Below are 15,651 nucleotides of genomic sequence, written 5' to 3'. Positions count from 1 at the left end.
GGGTGGTTTTGGAGCCACCCCGTTTTGCTTTCAGGCCCTGTTATCCGCGGCGCATCAGGATTACTTCGAACGGTAGTCCTTCATCATCGTGCGGACGCCTTGAAACTTCGTGGAAACCAAGTTTACGATAGAAATCCGGGGCGAGTTTGTTGTCGGCATAGACATCAAGTTCCAGCATTGGCCTTTGTTGGCTTACATAGTCGACCAAGGCCCGGCCAATACCGTGTCCGTGATGGGCGGGGTCAACGAAAAGCCCGCCAATAAAACAATCCATCATGCCGATAAAGCCAACCGCTTGACCGTCAAGTACGGCAACGTGGTTTTCCGCGCCTGGCAGATAAACATCACGGACGATGTCGCGTTGTGCCAACAGGATGTTATCGCCCAAAAACGGATGCCCAAGGCGCGATGCTGACAGCCAGATATCAAGCAAACGGTCGGTATCTTGCGGCTCAAATGCCCGCAAGGTCAGTTCAGGAAAAGTCATGGGAATTCCAGATCAGAATTTAATGCGCAAATACAGTAATCCCGCCACCCGTATGAACGGATGTCAGAACAAAGGTCAAATTATCGGGCTGCTGCGCATAAGGCTCCTGTCTGGTGAAAAGCCAGAATAAATCCGATCTCGTGATTTTTCAATCGGCAGAATGAGTTGTCATAAGGCTATTCTGCGGCAATTGGCATGTCTTTCCGTTGGTTTTCCGGCAACGACATATCATGTTGCAGTTTGGCGCGAAGTTCGCCAATTGCACGGATACGTTTGATATCATCAAAACAGGCAGCACCCTGGGCATGGCTTTTGCGGATCAGGGCCATCCATTGTTTGATGCGGCCGGCCTGATGGTTTTCAGATGCACCGTCCGTTTCCATCAGATCACAATAGGCCAATAACATGGCAAGGACATCGGCCCAGCTTTCCTTGGGCAGGTATGATCCGCCTTCAGATGCCTTGATCCGGTTGGCAAGATCGGGGGCGGCAATTGCACCACGGCCAATCATGAAACTGTCGCAGCCCGAAATATCGCGGCATTTTTCGTAATCGGCGACATCCCAGATTTCGCCATTGCCGGTCATGCCAATTGAAATGGCTTCGCGGATGCGTGCCAGATATTCCCAATGTGCAGGCGGCTTATAGCCTTCAAGCTTGGTGCGGGCATGAACAGTCAGATGTTGCGCACCGCCTGCTTCGACGGCACGGGCAATATCAAGAAACAGTTCCTTGTCGCTAAACCCAAGACGGACTTTTGCACTGACCGGAATGTCGGCCGGAACCGCACGACGCACCGCCGAGACAATGTGAAACAGATTGTCCGGGCATTTCAAAAGCGATGCACCGGCCTCGCGTTTGTTCACGGTCTTGGACGGACAACCAAAATTGATATCGATCCCCGGCGCGCCAAGTGTGGTCGCAAAGGCGGCGTTTTCGCCCATTAACTCGGGATCATGCCCCATCAACTGAACCAGAACCGGCACCCCCGAAAGGGTTTTGCCGCCATTCAAAAGTTCGGGGCAATAGCGATGGAAGACATGGGCGGGAAACAGGTTCTGCGACACGCGGATAAATTCGGTGACGCACAGGTCAAAGCCGCCCGTCGCAGTCAGCAATTGCCGAACGCGCCAGTCAACCAGTCCTTCCATCGGTGCAAGCACCAGATGCGTCATCGCCGTTTAATCCTGTTTCCTGAAATCAGAGGGCGGCTTTTACCACAAACCGTACAAACGTGCCGTTGAAAAATCACAGAGCAGCAATGTCGCAGCGATGCCGGTAACTGCCGAATTGAGGCAAAAATAGCGCATTGCTGACACCTTTCCAGCGAATTTCAGGACTAACTTATAGGCATCAAAAACAACCAAGAAACGCCCGGTAATGCCGCCGGGCAGGAGTGAAAAGCATGCTGTATATTTTCGAAAGTGCCTTTGACGAAGTTGAAGCCGTTTCGCGCGAAGCTCGCGAGAAATTGTCAGGCCTTGAGAAAGTGCTGAAATCGACGGCGGAAAGCCTTCAGGTGCTTCGTGAACGCCTTGAACAAACTGCTACCTGATCTTATTTTAATTTGAATTGATCTATGTCTTTGAACTGAAAGACCAGTTGATTGATACTTGGTGCTATAATCATGGCCGATCAGGTCACGGCAGATAACCAAGGAGGGATTGGAAATGCTTTATATCGTCGAGAAGGCGCTGGATGAACTCGAAGCTGTGTCGGGTGAGAAACGCGAAGGCCTTGCCCATCTGGACAAGGAAATCACCGATGCGCTCGAAAAGCTTAAAGTCCTGAAGGACAAACTTGCTGCCGAAGCAGACAAGAAATAACGCATCCGGCGTTCCCCGATTATCAAGGTCGCACCAAAGCAGTGCGGCCTTTTACTTTGTCTGATTGGTTGTTTTGATCAGGCCCAGCAATTCCTCGACCGCGGCGGTCGGGTTGGTGGTGCCTGACAGGACATCTGTTTCAAGCGCGGTCAGGCGACTTGCGACGTCATCACGATGGGTAAAGGTTTCAAGCAACCGGTCGCGCAGCATCGTCCACATCCAGTCGCGCTGTTGACGGGCGCGTTTGGCGGTAAATTCGCCTTCCTTTTCCATTACTGCACGGTGCTGGTTGATCAGGTCCCAGATGATATCAAGCCCGTCATTGATCAGGGCGGAGACCATCACTGATTGCGGACGCCAATGTTTGCTTGTCGGCTGCAAAATTCGCAAAGCCGAGGAATACTCACGTTTGGCCTCGCGGGCCTTGGCTGGGTCGGCATCGGACTTGTTAACTGCAATCAGATCGGCGATTTCAAGAACACCTTTTTTGATGCCCTGCAATTCATCCCCGGCACCGGGCAGCATCAGAACCAGGAAGAAATCGGTCATCTGGGCTACCATGGTTTCGCTTTGACCAGCGCCCACAGTTTCCACCAGAACCACGTCAAATCCGGCGGCCTCGCACAGAAGAATGGTTTCGCGGGTCATGCGATTGACCCCGCCGAGATAGCCGCTGCTGGGCGACGGGCGGATATAGGCATTGGGATCAATGGAAAGCTCGTTCATGCGGGTCTTGTCACCGAGAATAGAGCCACCTGATCGCGCACTGGTCGGGTCGACCGCAAGAACCGCGACCTTTTTACCTGCACCTGTCAGGTTTTTGCCAAAGGCCTCGATAAAGGTTGATTTGCCCACACCGGGAACACCCGTGATCCCGATGCGATGGGCACCGCCGGTATGGGGCATCAGGCGGGCAAGAACGGCCTGTGCCTGTTCGAAATGGGCCGGATTGCGGCTTTCGACCAAGGTTATCGCCCGTGACAGGATGGTACGATCCCCGGCAAGCACACCATCTACCAGTTGATCGGTCGAAAGAACCCGTCTGCGCACGGCTTTGCGCGGGCTGATATTGCCGCCCGTGCCTGCGGGTATGGTGCGCAGTGTTTCTTTCACCGATGGTTCCTTTGCGGGTGCCGGATCATGGAAATATGCCCGCCGTCAGGTTAGGCATCAAAGCCGGTGGAAGCAACCTGATCAGGCTGCTTCCTCGCCAGCTTGTTTCAGTTTTTCTAGCAGTTCACCCGCTGCCTCGGCAATCACTGTTCCGGGCGGGAAGATCGCCTCTGCGCCAGCTTCGAACAGTTTGCCAAAGTCCTGTGGCGGGATGACGCCTCCGGCAACGATCATGATGTCTTCACGGCCAAGCTTGTCCAGTTCGGCGCGAAGCTGCGGCACAAGGGTCAGGTGCCCTGCGGCAAGCGAGCTTGCACCAACGATATGAACATCGTTCTCAACAGCCTGTTTGGCGGCTTCTTCCGGGGTCTGGAACAGCGGGCCGATATCAACATCAAAGCCAAGATCGGCAAAGGCCGTGGCAATGACTTTCTGGCCACGGTCATGGCCATCCTGCCCCATCTTGGCAATTAGGATACGCGGACGGCGGCCTTCGGCTGCTTCGAACTCGGTGATCAGGCGATCAACTTTTGCCAGGGCCTCGTTATCGGCCCCGACCTCGGTTTTATAGACGCCGGAGATTGAGCGAATAACCGCCTGATGGCGTCCATAGACCTTTTCCAGTGCATCGGAAATCTCGCCGACGGTGCATTTGGCACGCGCGGCCTGAACGGCAAGTTCAAGCAGGTTGCCATTGCCACTGTCGGCGGCATTGGTCAGGGCCGTCAGGGCATTTTCGACCGCACCATTGTCACGTTCGGCACGCAGGCGTTCAAGCTTGGCGATCTGTTGGCGGCGGACTTCGGCGTTATCGACCTGAAGCACGTCGACCGGGCGATCATCGGTCACGCGATATTTGTTTACGCCGACCAATGTCTGACGACCGCTATCGATGCGTGCTTGCGTGCGGGCGGCGGCTTCTTCGATGCGCATTTTGGGAATGCCGGCCTCGATTGCCTTGGCCATGCCGCCCTGTTCTTCGACCTCGGCAATATGGGCCCATGCCTTTTCGGCCAGATCGCGGGTCAGGCGTTCGACATAATATGAACCGCCCCACGGATCGATGACATTGGTGGTGCCGCTTTCCTGTTGCAGGAATAACTGGGTGTTACGGGCAATCCGGGCCGAGAAATCGGTCGGAAGCGCCAGTGCCTCGTCCAGTGCGTTGGTGTGCAGGGACTGGGTGTGGCCCTGGGTTGATGCCATGGCCTCGACGCAGGTGCGGACGACGTTGTTAAACACGTCCTGTGCGGTCAGGGACCAGCCTGATGTCTGGCTGTGTGTGCGCAGCGACAGGGATTTGGGGTTTTGCGGATCAAACTGTTTGATCAGCTTGGCCCAGATCATGCGGGCGGCGCGCATTTTGGCGATTTCCATGAAGAAATTCATGCCGATCGCCCAGAAGAAGGACAGACGCGGCGCAAATTTATCAATCGGCAAACCTGCGGCCTGACCAGCGCGGGCATATTCAATGCCATCGGCAAGGGTATAGGCCAGTTCAAGATCGGCGGTCGCGCCTGCTTCCTGCATGTGATAGCCGGAAATAGAGATCGAATTGAATTTCGGCATATTTTGCGAGGTAAAGGCAAAGATGTCCGAAATGATGCGCATCGATGGTTTGGGCGGATAGATATAGGTGTTGCGCACCATGAATTCTTTGAGGATGTCGTTCTGAATGGTGCCTGAAAGCTGTTCGTGTTTCACACCCTGTTCTTCGGCCGCCGCGATATAAAGCGCCATGACCGGAAGAACCGCACCATTCATCGTCATGGAAACCGACATCTGATCAAGCGGAATGCCGTCAAACAGGGTTCGCATGTCATAGATGCTGTCAATTGCCACACCGGCCATGCCGACATCACCGGTCACGCGGGGATGGTCGCTGTCATAACCGCGATGGGTCGCAAGGTCGAAGGCAATCGAAAGGCCCTTTTGACCCGCGGCAAGGTTGCGACGATAGAACGCGTTGGATTCTTCGGCGGTCGAGAAACCGGCATATTGGCGAATGGTCCAGGGGCGTTGCACATACATGGTCGGATAGGGGCCGCGCAAGAAAGGCGGCATACCGGGCATGGTGGCAAGATGGTCAATGCCGTCAAGGTCCTTGGGGCCATAGACGGATTTGACGTCAATGCCTTCTGGCGTGGTCCAGGGTGCCGACTGGAACGGGTCCTTGGCCCCGGCAGAAGCCCCGTCAAACAGCGGAAAGTCGGAGAAATCAGGAATGCGGGTCATGGTTATTTCTCCCCCCGTTTGCCAAGAAGGTGGTCAAGTGCAGTGCCGCAAATCGTCAGAACATCCGCCCCGACATAGATAAATTCGTCAATCCCGGCGGCCACATAGTCAGCACGCGCATCGCCCGGATGTCCGGCAAGATAAACCATGCTGGCCCCGGCAGATTTCAGTGCCTTGGCAACGGTGCCTGCCATGTCGCCATATTGCGGATCGGACCCGCAGATGATGGCGATTTTTGCACCACTTTCGGCAAAGGCCTTGGCGGCGGCATCGGCATCCTCGAAGCCGTTATTGGTGATGGCCTCGATCCCGCCTGCTTCAAAGAAGTTCCGGGCAAAGGTCGCGCGTGCGGTGTGCTGGGCGACTTTGCCAAGATTGGCCAGGAAGATTTGCGGGAAGCTGCCCGATTTGGCCTTGTGCGCATCGGAACGTTTGCGCAGGGCCTCAAAGCTTTCTGACAAACGATGCGGGGTCAGTGGCGAAATACGGGCCGCAGCACTGGTGCCAAAAAGATCGGTAAAGATATGACCGATGGTGGCACCGGCGCGGGCAGCCTCCATCATCGCATTCAGGTCTTTGCCGACGGTGCCGTCATATTTGGTCTGACGGGCTTTGGCATCGGCCTGAATGGCTTCGAGATCCGGGGCACCGCATTTGACTTTGGCCTCGGCGATGTTTGGGAACTCCGAAACGCCGGTCAGCGGATCACGCCGGGTTGCCAGACGCTTTTCGCGTTCCTGCCAGACGGTTTCGATTTCAGCTTTAAGCGATCCATTGGCAAGGGCCTTAAGGATACCACCGGATGCTTCGAGTGACTGGAACTTGCCCCATGCGGTTTGTGCCAGTTCCTTGGTCAGGTTTTCGATGAACCATGAACCGCCGGCCGGGTCGATCACACGGTGAACGTTGCTTTCTTCCTGCAAGATCAGTTGGGTATTACGCGCAATACGACGGGCAAAACCATCGGGCAGGCCAATCAGATGATCATAGGGCAGGCAGGTTACGCTATCGGCACCGCCAAGGCCCGCGGCGAAGCTTGTGACAGTGGTGCGTAGCATATTGACCCACGGATCAACCTTGGTCAGCGCCATTTCGGCCGATACCGCATTGATCGAAATCGTTGCATCCTGTGCGCCCGATGCGGAAATCACGCGGCTCCACATCATGCGAAGGGCACGAAGCTTGGCAATTCCGGCAAAGAAGTCCGTACCGATGGCAACGTTAAAGACAATCGCCCCTGCCGCCTGATCGACAGCCATTCCGGCATCGGTCAGGGCGCGCAGATACGTCACACCCGATGCCAGCAAGCATGCCAGTTCCTGCCCGTCAGTAGCACCTGCGTTATAATAAGGCGCGCCATTTACCGAAATTGCGGTGGCCAGCGGGAACAGATCAATCAGTTCGCAGGCAACAGATGCCGCATGGCCAATCGCGTCCTCGGCACTGCAGGGCAGGGTGCCGGTAGCAGCAAGGGTGCCAATCGGGTCGATGTTAAAGGCCGGTGCTGCTTCGTCTGCGCCATCGGTATTTGCAATATGGGCGGCCAGAAGGGCGGCTGCGGGAATACCGGCGGCACCGGCATCAAGGCCAATGGTAGCAAGGTTGGTATAAATATCATCAAGGGTCAGTTGCAGATCGGCAAGGCAATGGATTGCAACCCCGTCAACACCGACTTCGCCCGATGAAATTTCGCGCCCCTGACGGGCAGCGGCATCAAGCCTAAGCGTGATCGAGGTCGCGCCATTTTCCAGATCTTCAAGAATGGCGGCGTTGGTTGCCTTGGGGTCGGGGTGGGCATGTAGCTGGCGAATGTCCCAGCCGGTTACGGTTTCACGGGGTTCGACCGTTGCGGTCAGGACTTCGTGAATAAGCCGAGTTGCATCATCCTGATCATCATTGGTATAGATCGGCTGAATGGAAAAACCGTCATCTGTTTTGCTGACAAGTTTCTTGTCGAACGGGGCCCCGTTAAGGGCTTGTTCGGCAAGTTTGCGCCAGCTTGGGTAATCGGCAGACGGAAATTCGGATGCAAGTTTTAACGGGTCGGACATGGTTTCTCCCGGCTTGGTCGGTTCTTGTCATCGGACTCTATATGGTCCTTGGGTGACGAAACGTTCCAAATTTTATTTTAGTACGGATTCCCAGTGCCCGGTACACCCCGCCCGGCCCAATTTAAACCATGGAAACAGCATCGGTATTCTGACTCGTGCCACAGGATTCGGATCAAGGCACTTACAGTTGCGGGGGCAGTTCCGGGTTTGACAACAATGCGTTAACGCCTGTGCGCACCGGATTCCCGACGATATTTCCAGATCACATTCGCGACAGGCGGGTTTATAGCATCTGACATTAATTCCGTAAATAGGCATGGAAATACCTATTTAGGCTTAGTTGCACTGCGATCGATGATGTTTCCGTAGCGTCATGTGTCAGGTTTCCTTGAATATTTCGGCGTTGCACATGGGCGGTATGGGTATCGCGCCGACATTACGGACATGTTGATGCCGAGGCGGCAGAATCGGGGGTGCCAAAGCTATGTGGCAAAAAATCGGCAGGTTTAACCAATTTGACATTTTCATCTGGCAATTTGGGGCTGTCCCAAAATTCGGAGTATCGCCATCCATGAACGCGCTAAGCGCCATGACGTCGCAAATTGGTCCTGATGGACTTGTTGCGTTTGCTGACGACAGCCCCAGTGCCAAGGCCGCACTTGAAACAGTGTTGCGTCGCGCCGGATATGACGTGGCCGGTTTTGATTGTGCCGATGATCTGATTGATCAACTCGACGGGCTTTATCCGCGTGCGATCATTCTTGATATCGAAATGCCGGGTATGAGCGGATTTGAAGCGTTCTGTGAAATTCGCCGCCGCTATCCCGATGCGGTGAATGTGCCTGTGTTCTTCTTCTCGGCCCATTATGATGCAGATACGCGCGCGCAGGCAGATGCCCTTGGTGCCGCCGACTTCATCAGCAAGGACGCCAGCCCGACCGTGGTGCTGGAGCAACTTAATCGGGTGCTGGGTCATTCCATGAGTGCCTGCTAGGCATCTGATCCGTTACATCTGATCTGACCGCCACGCCCTGCTTTATGCAGGGCGTTGTTGTCTGTGGGGTTCGGTTTGGTGCGGCTCCTGGCCAAGGGCGATGATGCGTTCGGCGTCTCCGTGCACGTGATACAGCCGGTCAGTTGGTAACGTGGTGCTCGGATCGATAGAAGGTTTATCGACAAGCCGTTCATAAATCGGTGCCATCGGGGTTTTCATGGCGTCAAACAGCTGATCGTAACTTTCCAGAACAAAATAGGTTTTCTGGAAATCATCAATCGCATAGTCGGTTGCCATCACCCGTTCGAGATCAAAGGCTACCCGGTTGGGGGTGGAATCGGTCACCGAGTAAATGGTTTCGGTTTGTGATGACAACATGCCCGCACCATAGGCGCGCAGGCCATGTTCGGTCATGATCAGGCCGAATTCCACCATGTACCAATACATCCGCGCCAGGTTTTTCAGGCCGCCCATTGCAATGGCCTCTGCCCCCTTTGCGCCATAGGCGGCAAGGTAATCGGCAAAGACCGGGTCATACAGCATCGGCACATGACCAAAGAAATCATGGAAGATGTCGGGTTCGACCAGATAGTCCATTTCTTCGGGCTTGCGCAGCCAGACCGTCACCGGGAAGCGCCGGTTGGCAAGATGATCAAAAAACACATCATCGGGAACAAGCCCCGGCACCGCGACAAGATGCCAGCCGGTGGCGGCATGCAATTGTTCGCTGACCCGGCCGAAATGCGGAATTTGACCAGCGGCATCAAGCTTTTCCAGATTGCGAATGTAATCCTCGGCGGCGTAGCCGGGCAAGATACGGGACTGGCGCGCATACAGTTTGCGCCAAAGATCGTGTTCGGCGTCGGTATATTTGTCCCAGTCCTGTTGAATGGTGTAGTCGTCATTAATGTGGCTGTAATCGCCACGCAGATTGTTTCCCTGATTCATGGCCGTCCTCGTTGGGGTTCTTATGCCTGTTTATGGAAACAATTTTACATCAATTTAAATGTCATTTTCTGGCCAATACGGCATCAAAATCGGCTATGATGTATATATTGTGACCTGATATGTTCTGTTTGGGGTTGAAAATGACCGACCTGATCCTGAGTGCAACCGACATTCGTATTCTTCAGGCCCTGCAAAAAGACGCAGGCATCAGCAATGTGCAGCTTGCCGAAATGGTTGGTATGTCGCCGTCCCCCTGTTTGCGCCGGTTTAAGCAGCTTGAAGCATCCGGGGTGATCAAACGGCAGGTCGCCCTTCTTGATCGCAAGAAGCTTGGTCTTGGTGTGCTGGCAACCATTCAGGTGCGCCTGCAAAGTCATACCGAAGCCGGGGCCGAGGACTTTGCCCGTGCCATGAATGATTTGCCGGAAATCCTGTCATGCTGGGCGATGACCGGGCGACAGGATTTTCTGCTTGTGGCGGTGGCGCGCGACATTGAAAACTTTGGGGAATTTGTCACCCATCAGTTGTTGTCGATGCCCAATGTACGCGATGTACAATCCAGTCTGGTTCTGAAGGAATATAAAAATCACACGGCGATCCCGTTGCCCAAGGCACCGTGACGGTTGACCGGAAGAGGGCGTCTTTTGCGTGAAAGGTTGGCGGTGCTTGCATTGGCACCCATCTTTCGGGCATAGGAAGAATAGTCCCACATATGCCGGAGCATAATGATGTCCCAAGCCGCCAATCCGATTCTGGTCGAAGCCACCCGTGGCGAGATGGTCGAAAGTTTCCATCGCGGACGTTATGTCGTGATGAAGGCGGACGGGACGGTGATTGATCAGGGTGGGGATATTGATGCCCTGATGTATCCGCGTTCTGCGATCAAGCCGTTGCTGGCGATCCCGTTTGTCGAAAGCGGTGCGGTCGAGGCATTTGGTCTTGAAGACAAGCATATCGCGCTGGCCTGTTCATCCCATAACGGGGAAGAGGACCATGCCCAGACGGTTAAGGCCTGGCTTGAAAAGATCGGCCTTGGCGTTGATACGCTTGAATGCGCGCCGCATTATTCGCTTAGTGCCGCTGCCGGGATCAAACAGGCGTCTGATCATGTGACCCTGACCAAGGCGCACAACAATTGTTCGGGCAAACATTCCGGCTTCCTCAGCACCATTGTGCAGATGGGCGAAGATCCCACGGGTTATATCTATGAAGATCATCCCGAGCAGCAGCGCCTGATCAAGGTTCTCGAAGAAATGGGGGATTGTGATCTTTCATCGACCCCGCGCGGTATTGATGGTTGTGGCATTCCGGTGATCGGTATGCGCCTGCGTGATCTGGGTCTTGCCATGGCGCGTATGGCCGATCCGTCGGGACTTGATCCCAAGCGTATTGATGCGATCAAACGCATTCGCACGGGATGTGCCAATGCGCCATTCATGGTCGCGGGCACGGGCCGTTTCTGTACCGGGATCATGGAGGAATGCGGCGAGGATGCGCTGGTCAAGGTCGGGGCAGAGGGCGTTTATTGCGCGGCCTTCCCGAAACAAGGGTTGGGTGTTGCCCTTAAGATCGATGACGGCACCCAGCGCGGTGCAGAAGTTGCCATGGGTGGTCTGTTACGCAAACATGGTGTGATTGATGATGCCAAGGCAGAAATCCTTAAAAACTATCTGACCCCGGTTCTGACCAACTGGGCGGGTAAATATGCCGGTGATCTGCGCCCGGCATTCTGATCGCCGATCAAACAGGAAGATAAATGCAAAGCATTGCGGCCTATATCTTTGCAGCGATTGCAGAAATCGCCGGATGCTTTGCCTTTTGGGCCTGGCTTAGGTCAGGCAAATCGATCTGGTGGATTGTACCGGGCATTGCATCGCTTGTACTGTTTGCATGGATATTGACCCGGGTTGATGCCGAATTCGCCGGTCGGGCCTTTGCCGCCTATGGCGGGGTTTACATTACCGCATCGGTTTTCTGGATGTGGGCGGTCGAACGGACAAGCCCTGATCGCTGGGATTTGACAGGACTTTTGATTTGCTTGATCGGGGCGGGCATTATCCTGTTTGCGCCGCGCTAGTCTTATTCGGTTGCCGGCTTGCCTGTGCGATCTTCGGCCGGAAGCAAGACATGAAATGTGGTTCCCTTGCCCATTTCGGTTTCAAACCAGATACGACCGCCATGGCGCACGGTGACAATATCGTGGGTGATGGATAATCCCTGACCGGTGCCTTTGCCGACCTCCTTGGTGGTAAAGAACGGATTGAAGATTTTCGATCTGTTTTCCTTGGCAATGCCTGTGCCGTTATCGGAAATACTGATCAGGATGCTGTCATCAAGTGAGGTGGTTTTGACGATGATTTCACCCACGGACGGTGGGCGTCCGGCTTCCTGAATGGCTTGAACCGCATTGACGATCAGATTGAGGAAGACCTGATTGATCTCGTTGATATAACAAGGGATATGCGGAATTTCCGGATCAAACTTTTCAACGACTTCGGCGTAATGCTTCCATTCGTTACGCGAAATGACCAGAACGTTGGAAAGAACCCTGTTGATGTCGGTGGTGGTTTTTTCCTTGCCGCCGGGATGTGAAAATTCCTTCATCGACAGGACGATGCGCGCTACCTGATTGATCCCATCAAGGGATTGCTGGGTGGCATGCGGGATTTCTTCAAGCAGGAATTCCATGTCGGAATCGCGTAATTGTTTGGCAAATTCCTCGAAGGTGTTTTCGGGTAAATGGGCGCGGTTTTTCCACAATGTCTGTAATGCAAGACCAAGAACGCGCGACAGTGCACCATAGCTGTCATTGAGAAATTTCAGATTGTCGCGGATATACTGGCTTGGCGTGTTGATCTCATGGGCGATCCCGCCGGCAAGATGACCGATGGCCTCGAGTTTCAGGGCTTCGCGCAGGTCTTCTTCCAGTTTCTTTTGCGATTCTTCAGCCTGCTTGCGGCGGGTGATATCGCGAAAGATATAAAGATAACTCATTTCTGAACTGAAATTGGCCGGACTGACGATGATTTCCATTGGAAAGCTGTCACCATCAAGGCGTTGGGCCATGGTTTCGGTATAGTCGTATTTCAGGGTGCCCGAACTGATATTGATGCAGCGGTTCAGCAATCTGTGGCGAACGGTCATCTTGCGATCGATAAAGATCACATCCACCGACATGCCCAGCAATTCATTGCCTTGCGGGCGCAGGATTTCCTCGGCAGATTTATTGAAGTCCTGAATAACGCCCGCAGCATCAACAATCAGGATCCCTTCAACCACCGTATCAAGAATGGTTTTGAGGCGTTGGGTGACTTCAATCTTGCGACGGCGTTGCTCGCCAAGCAGCGCCATAAAGCGTTTCTGGATATCGGCAGGGGCCGGGATTTTGAGCGCTTCGTCGAGCAAATCCTCGTTGGCGGCAAGTTCTTCGCCGCCGCTCAGTATCTTTGGGGTTTCGACGCTATCCCGATCTTCTGTCATGGCTTTTCCAATCGCAGGTGTGATCGTGGTTAATCTTCATCGTCATGGCCACCCCGCCTTACACGGATTGGTTCGTGAAACTGATGAAGTTTCTGGAAGACCCGCAATCGTTGCAGCTGGACTTCAGAAACATAATTGCCGCGGGTCAATAGAACGTGGCCATCCAGTGTTTCGATATCGGTGATCAGGAAATCACCCATCCGAAGATGTTTGAGATAGATGTCGTGTTCCGTACCTTCGGGATAGGCGACATTGTCATAGGCGGGATCGACCTCGGCCAGTTCCTGTTCGATCTGGTCAAGCAGCGCCATGTCATAACGTTTGGGTTTCTGACGCAACTCGTCAAAATGTTGTTTCACAACCAGATCACCGTCAACGATTTTGCCAAGATCATTGAAAATGCGCAGGATGCGTGACCCAAGCGGAATGTCTTTGCCTTCGGGGCCGTCGGCGGGAAATCCCGATCCGTCATAGTCGCGATATTGCAGATAGACGATCTGGGCAACCTGTTCGAGCCGCGGAATATTGGAAATCAGGTTGCGCGCGACTTCTGGCGTACGACGCACGACATCGCGTTCCAGTGGTTGCAGGGCCTTGTCCGCGCCAAGGCGTCCAAGAATGTCGGGCGGCAACGAGACATAACCAATCGGCGCCAGCAGTGCGGCCAGTCCCAGTTCCCAAGGATGCGGATAACCGACCGACGCGGCAATTCTGTCGCACCATCTTTTGGCGCGCATGGCCTTGCCGAAAATCGTCGGGTTCAGTTGGGCAAGGACTTCGGTCAGAACCTTGACGCTTCCGGCCAGGGTTTGTTCGATCAATGCCTTTTCCGCAGTGATCAGCTGATATTGCCGTAATCCGGCGGTCAGTCCGGCAATCAGATCTTCGTCGTCGCAGGGCTTGTTGAAAAACCGGAAAATACGCCCCTGATTGATGGCCTCGACGGCGGTTTTCTGATCTGCGTTGCCGGTCAGCATCATGTTGACGGTGTCGGGGCTCAGTTTTGCGATTTCGGCCAGCAGTTGTACGCCGTCCATTTCGGGCATTCGCATATCGGCGACGCAAACTGCATATTTTGCGCCATTCCTGATGTTTTCGATGGCTTGGGACGGGCCAAGCGCGGTGTCAAAGTTGAACTTGCCACGCAGCTTGCGTTTTAGCCCCATCAACAGGTTTTCGTCGTCATCAACGAAAAGAATAAGGGGATCTTCCATGACATGTGTCTCCCTTACTTGGTGAGCTCGCAATATTTCTCTTCGACAAGTTTTGCGGTCTCGCGCCAGGCCGAAAGGCGGTGGGCTTTGCCAAGACGTTCCAGATATTCAATGTCGATCCGGCTTTCCGGCGCTTTGCCGGTCCGTCGTTCGATGGCAACTTCGCGGGCAAGGTTTTGCGCGACATAGATGGTTGTCAGCGCGTTCATCTGGTTATGCGGGGTATCTTGCGGGCGGTGATGATAGGCAACGGTTTGCACCATCGCGCTGGGAAAACCCCACAGACCAAGCAAATAGGCCCCGATTTCCGGATGAGCTGCGCCCAGCAAATCCCGTTCGGCGATATAGACCGGGATGTCTTCGTGTTCGACACGTTTGATGATGTCAGTCATTTCCGCAGACCGGAATGCATAAAGGATCAGGCTTCCTGTGTGGCTAAGCATCCCGACGGCAGCCATCACATTGACGATTTCAGGGGCAAGCTTTTCCTGTTCGGCGATCAGGGTTGCCAAAACGCCCAATTGTTGGCTGCGCTGGCAGAGCTGCATCATCCGGGATGCGTCTGCTTTGGGGCCGTCGTAACTGCGAAAAAGGCCGGTAAACAGTGCCAATGCCTTAAGCGTATCAATTCCGATCATGCGAATGGCCAACGAAACCGACGTGACTTTCTGGCGAATGGCAAAATAGGCGGAATTGGTCAGTTTCAGGACCTCGGCGGTCAGGGCGATATCGGACTCAACAATGGAAGTCAGCTTTTCGTTGCCGACAAGCGGGTCTTCAAGCGCCTTGACCAGACTGGTATAGGTTGTTGGCGGGGAGGCCAGTGTATCAATACCGCCAACCAACGCGCGCAGGTCAGGGTTGGTCAGCAGGTGGCGTAAATCCAGGGCGTTATCGATGGTTTCAAGCAGCAACTGGTCATCACAGGGCTTTGCAAGATATTGATGGGCGGGGCCGACCGTGCGCAACACGGCTTCCTGTTCGCTAAATCCGGACAAGATGATCCGCGCACTATGCGGATGCTTTTGCTGCATCAATGTCAGAAGTTCGGCGCCATCCGTTCCGGGCATGCGCATATCGGAAATGATGACATCAGGCTCGATTTTATCGGCTTGCGTGATTGCGCTTTCTGCATTTTGGGCAAAGGAAAGCTTCCAGTCCGGACGGGCCGAATGCAGTCGGCGTCGCAGACCTTCCAGAATGTTATTCTCATCATCAACGAAAAGGATGATGCTCATGATTTGCCTCTTATGCGTGTTCCTTGCCCATTACATGGGGAGAAACCCGCGCAAATCATAGTCCG

The 15,651-nt window shown here is 54.3% G+C and carries 15 protein-coding genes and 1 riboswitch; of the genes, 6 read left to right on the top strand and 9 right to left on the bottom strand.

The genetic code is table 11. The annotated features are described in order from the left end of the window. Positions 1-40: 40 nt before the first annotated feature. On the bottom strand, positions 41-487 hold the full coding sequence (locus TH19_RS04575; protein WP_114101139.1) for a GNAT family N-acetyltransferase: 447 nt from the start codon (positions 485-487) through the stop codon (positions 41-43). Between the two features lie 176 nt (positions 488-663). Then, positions 664-1,662: a tRNA dihydrouridine synthase gene (locus TH19_RS04570; protein WP_114101138.1), complete on the bottom strand. Its 999-nt coding sequence runs from the start codon at positions 1,660-1,662 to the stop codon at positions 664-666. Between the two features lie 230 nt (positions 1,663-1,892). On the opposite strand from TH19_RS04570, the gene TH19_RS22470 reads away from it, so the two are divergent. Next, complete coding sequence (locus TH19_RS22470; RefSeq protein WP_181846310.1) at positions 1,893-2,042, top strand: hypothetical protein; 150 nt, start codon at positions 1,893-1,895, stop codon at positions 2,040-2,042. Positions 2,043-2,157: 115 nt separating this feature from the next. Further along, positions 2,158-2,313 (top strand): hypothetical protein, encoded by a 156-nt coding sequence (locus TH19_RS22465; protein ID WP_181846309.1) that lies wholly within the window; start codon positions 2,158-2,160, stop codon positions 2,311-2,313. Positions 2,314-2,364: 51 nt separating this feature from the next. On the opposite strand, the gene meaB is transcribed toward TH19_RS22465, so the two are convergent. From meaB to TH19_RS04555, 3 genes are all read right to left on the bottom strand, one after another. Further along, the gene (gene meaB, locus TH19_RS04565; protein WP_114101137.1) at positions 2,365-3,426 is read right to left on the bottom strand and encodes a methylmalonyl Co-A mutase-associated GTPase MeaB; all 1,062 of its coding nucleotides are present in this window, start codon (positions 3,424-3,426) and stop codon (positions 2,365-2,367) included. Positions 3,427-3,507: 81 nt separating this feature from the next. Further along, positions 3,508-5,661 carry a methylmalonyl-CoA mutase gene (scpA, locus tag TH19_RS04560; protein WP_114101136.1) on the bottom strand — a complete coding sequence of 718 codons (2,154 nt, stop codon included), beginning with the start codon at positions 5,659-5,661 and terminating at the stop codon, positions 3,508-3,510. A 2-nt stretch (positions 5,662-5,663) separates the two neighbouring features. Then, positions 5,664-7,712: a methylmalonyl-CoA mutase family protein gene (locus tag TH19_RS04555; RefSeq protein ID WP_114101135.1), complete on the bottom strand. Its 2,049-nt coding sequence runs from the start codon at positions 7,710-7,712 to the stop codon at positions 5,664-5,666. A gap of 121 nt (positions 7,713-7,833) precedes the next feature. Next, positions 7,834-7,981: riboswitch (cobalamin riboswitch) on the bottom strand. A 302-nt stretch (positions 7,982-8,283) separates the two neighbouring features. On the opposite strand from TH19_RS04555, the gene TH19_RS04550 reads away from it, so the two are divergent. Then, positions 8,284-8,706, top strand: a complete 423-nt coding sequence (locus TH19_RS04550) for a response regulator (RefSeq protein WP_114101134.1) — start codon at positions 8,284-8,286, stop codon at positions 8,704-8,706. Positions 8,707-8,748: 42 nt separating this feature from the next. On the opposite strand, the gene phhA is transcribed toward TH19_RS04550, so the two are convergent. Next, positions 8,749-9,654: a phenylalanine 4-monooxygenase gene (gene phhA / locus TH19_RS04545; RefSeq protein WP_114101133.1), complete on the bottom strand. Its 906-nt coding sequence runs from the start codon at positions 9,652-9,654 to the stop codon at positions 8,749-8,751. Positions 9,655-9,794: 140 nt separating this feature from the next. On the opposite strand from phhA, the gene TH19_RS04540 reads away from it, so the two are divergent. The 3 genes from TH19_RS04540 (at position 9,795) to TH19_RS04530 (ending at position 11,731) form a co-directional block, all read left to right on the top strand. Further along, a complete protein-coding gene (locus TH19_RS04540; RefSeq protein ID WP_114101132.1) occupies positions 9,795-10,274 on the top strand; it encodes an Lrp/AsnC family transcriptional regulator in 480 nt (159 codons plus the stop codon). Between the two features lie 108 nt (positions 10,275-10,382). Further along, on the top strand, positions 10,383-11,387 hold the full coding sequence (locus tag TH19_RS04535; RefSeq protein WP_258547827.1) for an asparaginase: 1,005 nt from the start codon (positions 10,383-10,385) through the stop codon (positions 11,385-11,387). 23 nt (positions 11,388-11,410) lie between these two features. Beyond that, entirely contained in the window at positions 11,411-11,731 is a 321-nt protein-coding gene (locus TH19_RS04530; protein WP_114101130.1) for a YnfA family protein, read from the top strand. A 2-nt stretch (positions 11,732-11,733) separates the two neighbouring features. Here TH19_RS04530 and TH19_RS04525 read toward each other — a convergent pair whose 3' ends face one another. From TH19_RS04525 to TH19_RS04515, 3 genes are read right to left on the bottom strand one after another with little or no spacing between them, the layout of a single operon-like run. Next, complete coding sequence (locus tag TH19_RS04525) at positions 11,734-13,134, bottom strand: two-component system sensor histidine kinase NtrB (protein WP_114101129.1); 1,401 nt, start codon at positions 13,132-13,134, stop codon at positions 11,734-11,736. Between the two features lie 29 nt (positions 13,135-13,163). Continuing rightward, positions 13,164-14,348 carry an HD domain-containing phosphohydrolase gene (locus tag TH19_RS04520; protein WP_114101128.1) on the bottom strand — a complete coding sequence of 395 codons (1,185 nt, stop codon included), beginning with the start codon at positions 14,346-14,348 and terminating at the stop codon, positions 13,164-13,166. Between the two features lie 14 nt (positions 14,349-14,362). After that, positions 14,363-15,586, bottom strand: a complete 1,224-nt coding sequence (locus tag TH19_RS04515) for an HDOD domain-containing protein (protein ID WP_114101127.1) — start codon at positions 15,584-15,586, stop codon at positions 14,363-14,365. Positions 15,587-15,651: the final 65 nt, after the last annotated feature.

The organism is Thalassospira profundimaris, assembly GCF_003326675.1.
GTDB classification, from domain to species: domain Bacteria; phylum Pseudomonadota; class Alphaproteobacteria; order Rhodospirillales; family Thalassospiraceae; genus Thalassospira; species Thalassospira aquimaris.
The sequence above is the reverse complement of the archived record's forward strand: the minus strand, read 5'-3'. Positions and strand labels throughout refer to the sequence as shown.